General features: G+C 66.6%; 6 protein-coding genes. 3 read left to right on the top strand and 3 right to left on the bottom strand.

Annotation, left to right across the window (positions count from 1 at the left end; translation table 11 throughout):
- Window positions 1-643: LapD/MoxY N-terminal periplasmic domain-containing protein (locus ACE3S9_RS14820; protein WP_374547252.1), on the bottom strand; the 643-nt coding region annotated here is incomplete at its 3' end.
- A 139-nt stretch (window positions 644-782) separates the two neighbouring features.
- Between ACE3S9_RS14820 and ACE3S9_RS14815 the strand changes: the two genes are divergently transcribed.
- The 3 genes from ACE3S9_RS14815 to ACE3S9_RS14805 all read left to right on the top strand — a co-directional run bounded on the left by ACE3S9_RS14815 (window position 783) and on the right by ACE3S9_RS14805 (window position 3,367).
- Complete coding sequence (locus ACE3S9_RS14815; protein WP_374547251.1) at window positions 783-1,394, top strand: response regulator; 612 nt, start codon at window positions 783-785, stop codon at window positions 1,392-1,394.
- A 100-nt stretch (window positions 1,395-1,494) separates the two neighbouring features.
- On the top strand, window positions 1,495-1,878 hold the full coding sequence (locus ACE3S9_RS14810; RefSeq protein WP_374547250.1) for a hypothetical protein: 384 nt from the start codon (window positions 1,495-1,497) through the stop codon (window positions 1,876-1,878).
- Between the two features lie 418 nt (window positions 1,879-2,296).
- Window positions 2,297-3,367, top strand: coding sequence for a glycosyltransferase family 4 protein (locus ACE3S9_RS14805; RefSeq protein WP_374547249.1), 1,071 nt, complete (start codon window positions 2,297-2,299; stop codon window positions 3,365-3,367).
- A 6-nt stretch (window positions 3,368-3,373) separates the two neighbouring features.
- Here ACE3S9_RS14805 and ACE3S9_RS14800 read toward each other — a convergent pair whose 3' ends face one another.
- Both ACE3S9_RS14800 and ACE3S9_RS14795 read right to left on the bottom strand, forming a co-directional pair.
- The gene (locus tag ACE3S9_RS14800; protein ID WP_374547248.1) at window positions 3,374-4,162 is read right to left on the bottom strand and encodes a DUF2182 domain-containing protein; all 789 of its coding nucleotides are present in this window, start codon (window positions 4,160-4,162) and stop codon (window positions 3,374-3,376) included.
- A gap of 27 nt (window positions 4,163-4,189) precedes the next feature.
- Complete coding sequence (locus ACE3S9_RS14795; protein ID WP_374547247.1) at window positions 4,190-4,792, bottom strand: DUF1326 domain-containing protein; 603 nt, start codon at window positions 4,790-4,792, stop codon at window positions 4,190-4,192.
- Window positions 4,793-4,866: the final 74 nt, after the last annotated feature.

The following is a 4,866-nucleotide window of genomic DNA, read 5'->3' as shown; positions in this document are numbered from 1 at the left end:
CGTTGATCTTGGCGCAGAGATCGACGAATTCGGGCGAGCCGGCGGCCTCCGCGCGCGCCGAATAATCGCCGTCGCGCAGGCGCCCCAGCGCCTCGGCGCAACTGCGCAAAGGGTGGAGCGTCCGCCCAAGCACGAAACTCGCCCCGATCAGGGCGGCGAGCGCGATGGCGCCGCCGGTGAGCGCGAGATTGCGCGCGTCCTGCCAGACCTCGTTGATCTCGTCCGAGGGGTCGCTGGCGATCACCAGCGCGCCGAATTGGCGGCCGTCGATCGCCGCCGGCAGGATCGTCACCTTGTCGTGGGCGTGAATGAGATTGAAGAACCAGGCCGGCGCCTCGCGTCGCGACTCATCGGGAATCAAGGCCGCCGCCGCCGCCGCGGCGGGATCGTGCACAAAAGCGATGCGGACATGGCGCAGCGAATCGAGGCTGTGCGCGAGCTGCCGCAGGCTTTCTTCCGGATCGGGCGCGCCGCGCAGACTGGTCAGCGCCGCCTCGACAAAATCGCGGGTGACCCGGGTCATGGCCGCGCCTTCGGCCTCGACCCGCGCGCGGGCGTTGAACGCCATGCGGCCGATATCGGCGGCGAGGCCCAGGAACAGGATCAGGCCGAACAGCAGGTCGATTCGAACCTTGAGCGACATGGAACGTCCGTTGCGCGAAAAAAGGGGGCGATGGTCTTGCCCGGTCCGCGGCCTGTCAAGGGTCGGATCGGGCGGCCGGCTTGAAATGCGCGCGCGCGCGCCGCATCTTGGCGGCAAGGAAGAGCGAGGGAGGCTGCGCTTGCGTGTTCTGATCGTCGACGACCACCCGGTGGTCGTTTCCGGCTGCAAGGCTTTGCTGGCCGCCGAGCCGGATATCGAAACCTTCGACGCCTGCGACGCCGAATCGGGGCTCGCCGCCTTTTCCGCGCATCGGCCGGACGTGTCGGTGATCGACATCAACCTGCCCGGCCTGTCCGGCTTCGAACTCGCCGCGCGCATTCTGGCGCAGGAGCCGGCGGCGCGGATCGTGATCTTCAGCATGAACGACGATCCCGCTTTCGCGGGCCGCGCCATTTCCGCCGGGGCGAAGGGCTATGTCGCCAAGAACGACGATCCGGCTTTGTTCGTGACGGCTCTGCGTCAGGTTCACGCTGGCGGGACCTATCTGCCCGGGGCGCTGGCGCAGAAAATGGCCTTCGCCAAATTCGACAACAGGCTGGCCCAGCTCTCGCAGCGCGAGATGGAAATCGTCCGCCTGCTCGCGGCTGGCGAATCGATGGGCGCCATCGCCGACAAGCTGGGCGTGTCCTACAAGACCATCGCCAATAATTGCACGGCGCTGAAGCTCAAGCTCGGCGCGCGCACCTCGATGGATCTGATGCGCGCGGCGCTGGAGGCGCAGGGACAATAAGCGCGGCCGATCGTCGCGGCGGGCGATGGCCTTTGGCTTTTGGCGGCCTGTGGTTTATGGTCAAACCTGCTTTCATCCTGAAATGATTGGGAGACTCGCCATGCTGGACCGTCGTTCGCTCCTTTTTGCCGCCGGCGCGGCCTTTTGCGCGGCGCCCGCGCTCGCCGAAGTTCCCAAGACGCTCGACCCGGACAAGGACGGCACGATCGACCTCGCCGAGGCCAAGACGGCCGCCGGCGCCCTGTTCGACAAACTCGACAAGGATCATGAAGGCACGCTCGACATCAAGGAGCTGCATGGCCGCGTCAGCAAGGACGATCTCGCCGGCGCCGATCCCGACAAGGACGCGACCCTGACCAAGGACGAATATCTGGCTTTGGTCGAAAAGAAGTTCAAAGCCGCCGACGTCGACAATGAGGGGACGCTCGACGCCAAGGAACTGCGCAGCCCGGCCGGCAAGGCGCTGCTGAAACTGCTGAAATGACGCCTTGACCCAGCGAAAAAAGAGCGATTTCCGTCAATAGGCGGGAATCGCTCTTCAGTTTCGGAAGCTTCGACGCAGACGGCTCACCCCAATCCCTCGCCCGGCGCCGGAGCCGCGGCGACGTCGGGTTCATGCGGGAAATAACGACGGGCCGCGCCGGAGTCAGTCTTTGGGAGTCGAAACGCGGTGATGAAGCGCATTTCGTCGTCCGTCGCGGCCCGCACTCTTTCTAGCATCGGCGGATGCGGCGAAAAACTTCAAAGAATCCCGGCGGCTGGAGGCGGATTTCACGCGCGGCGCGGGAGTTTTTCCTCTGCCGTGCCGTAATCACGCAAATGGACAAAGCGGTTTCGCAAAAGCCTCCGATAGGCTATTCGGCCTCGGCGGGCCGCGGCGATCGTCCCGCGCGACGCACCGCATGGTCGAGGACCGGATTTTGAGCGAAATCGAAGTCATCATTCCCAATCTGAGCTTGCGCTATTCGGGCGGCACTGCGGTCAATCGCACCATCGCGCCGCTGATCGCCAAAAAGCTCGACGCGGTCTGGTTTGGCCCCGACGCCCCGGACGGCATCCGCCGCTTGTCCTTGCTCGACCTCCTGCGCATGCGGTTCCAGCCGCCGAAGGGCCATGGCGTCCGCATCTGGCACGCCCGGCGCAATAACGAAATGACCGTCGGCCTGCTGCTGAAATGGCTCGGCTGGCGTTTCGCCTTGATCTTCAATTCGGCCGGCCAGCGCCGCCATTCGGCCTATACGCGCTTCCTGATCGGGAAAATGGACGAGATCATCGCCACCAGCGAAATCTCGGCCTCCTTTCTCGAACGGCAAGCCACCGTGATCCATCACGGGATCGATCTCGAAACCTACAAGCCGCCGGCCGACCGCGCGCAGAGCTTCGCCGCGACCGGCCTGCCGGGCAAATATGGGATTGGCGTGTTCGGCCGGGTGCGCAAGCAGAAGGGCATCGACCTGTTCGTCGCGGCCATGCTGCGGCTGCTGCCGAACTATCCCGATTTCACGGCGGTCATCATCGGGCTCATCACGTCGGACAATGCCGCTTTCGTCGACAAGCTCAAGGCGGAGATCGCGGCGGCGGGCCTGAGCGAGCGCATCCGCTTTCTCGGCGAATTGCCGATCGAGGAGGTGCCGGCCTGGTATCAGCGCATTTCGATCTATGTGTTCGCCTCGCGCGTCGAGGGTTTTGGCCTGACCATGCTGGAGGCGATGGCGGCGGGCGACGCAGTTGTCGCGACCCGCGCCGGCGCGGCGGAACTGGTGATCGAGGACGGCGCGACCGGCGTGCTGGCGCCGACCGGCGACATCGAGGCGCTGACCGCCTCGATCGAATCCCTGATGCGCGTGCCGGAGGCCATCGAGGCCATTGGCGAGCGGGCGCGGGCGCGCATCATGGACGCCTTCAACCGCAATCGCGAGGTCGACGAGATCATCGGCGTCTACCGCAAAATCTGGGCGCGGGACGGCGGCTGAGCGCCGTCAGACGCGCTGCGCGACCAGGACCGCCGCCGTCAGCAGCAGAGCGATCCCGAGCGGCGCGCTGAGGCGCGGGCCCCAGCGCGCGTTCTTCTCCGTCGCCATCACGGCGCCGAGCGCCAGCATCCAGCCGACATTGCCCATGCCGACCACGAACATCAGGATCATCAGCGCCCAGCAGCAGCCGACGCAGAACACGCCGTGACGGAGGCCGAGGCCGAACGCCTGCCGGCGCGGCGCGCCGCCGCGCCAATGGCGGGCGAGGAAGCCAAGCGGCGCGCGGCATTGCTCCAGGCAATGATATTTCAATCGGCTGAACTGAAAGGCGCCGGCGAGAGCTAGACCGGCGGCGCCGACTGCCCAGCCGTTGAAAGCGAGCAGGGCGCTGTTCGCGGCAAGAGCGTGCAGGCGCGCGTCCAGCGCATGGGCGAGCACGGCGAACGCGCTCCAGGCCGCCAGATAACCGGCGATCAGCAGCGCCATCAGCAGGTCGCGGTCGGGGCGGTCGCGCATCATGCGCGCGAACAGCGCCACCAGCGGCAGCGCCGTCGGCAGCATCATGGCGACCAGCATCAGCAGCCAGCCGCCGGCGTAGAGCAGCGCGGGCAGGAGGCTCGAACCGGCGGGGAACGCCCGGCACAGGCCGCCGACCACGCCGGTCTCCAGCCAGCCGCCATGATCGAGATAGCGCCCATAGGGCGTCCGCTCCCAGACCGCGAGCGTCAGCCAGGCCGCCGCGGCGAGGCCGCCGACGGCGAAAGGCCAGACTTGCTCGCGATCGAGAACGGGCATCGCCGCCGGTCCGGTTCGCGCCGAAGGTTACGCATCAAAGACGAACGTGCTTTGCAGCGCGTTATGGTCCTTCAGGTCGAGGTCGATCCCGAGCGCCGGCTGCCGCGACCGGTAGCGCGGGGCCTTGCCGACGAAGACCGGAGCGCCGGGCACGGTCGAGAAGATCGTGTCGGCGAGCGTCGTGTTCGCGCCGGTCGCGCCCTGATAGGGTTCGAGCTCGGCATATTGGCTGTCGCCGATCCGCAGCACGCCGCGACCCTCGCGCACGTCGAACTGGATCGGAACCCGTTCGACCGCCACCACTTCGCCGACCAGCTTGGCGATATCGGCGACCGGGCCGCCGGCCTGGCCGCTATAGACCCTGAGCAGCGCCGCTTCCTGTTCGGCCGTGGCGCGCTCGTCGAGATAGATCGCGACGCGCCAGTCGCCCTTCAGAATATTGCCGGGAAGCCGGGCGACAATGGCGATGGTCGCCCCGGCAACGTCGATTCCGTCGATCTGTCCCCTGTCGAAATGATAGGCGACGATGGTGTCGCAGGTTCCGTTATCGGGATCTTCGCCGATCCAGCACGGGCAGAGCACGCGGCAGTCGCAGACTTCGAGCAGCCGTCCTTCCAGATGATAGGGCATGGCTCCCTCCCAGGCGAAACCATGCGGCCGCGCCTTGTCGCGCGGTCAAAAGAAAACCGCCCAGTATAGGCGGT

Source organism: Rhodoblastus sp. (assembly GCF_041915505.1).
Classification (GTDB): Bacteria; Pseudomonadota; Alphaproteobacteria; order Rhizobiales; family Beijerinckiaceae; genus Rhodoblastus.
The sequence above is the reverse complement of the archived record's forward strand: the minus strand, read 5'-3'. Positions and strand labels throughout refer to the sequence as shown.

Excerpts from the sequence above, each read along its gene's own strand:
- ACE3S9_RS14810 (WP_374547250.1), top strand. The coding sequence starts at position 1,495 with ATGCTGGACCGTCGTTCGCTCCTTTTTGCCGCCGGCGCGGCCTTTTGC.
- ACE3S9_RS14805 (WP_374547249.1), top strand. The coding sequence starts at position 2,297 with ATGGTCGAGGACCGGATTTTGAGCGAAATCGAAGTCATCATTCCCAAT.
- ACE3S9_RS14800 (WP_374547248.1), bottom strand. The coding sequence starts at position 4,162 with ATGCCCGTTCTCGATCGCGAGCAAGTCTGGCCTTTCGCCGTCGGCGGC.
- ACE3S9_RS14795 (WP_374547247.1), bottom strand. The coding sequence starts at position 4,792 with ATGCCCTATCATCTGGAAGGACGGCTGCTCGAAGTCTGCGACTGCCGC.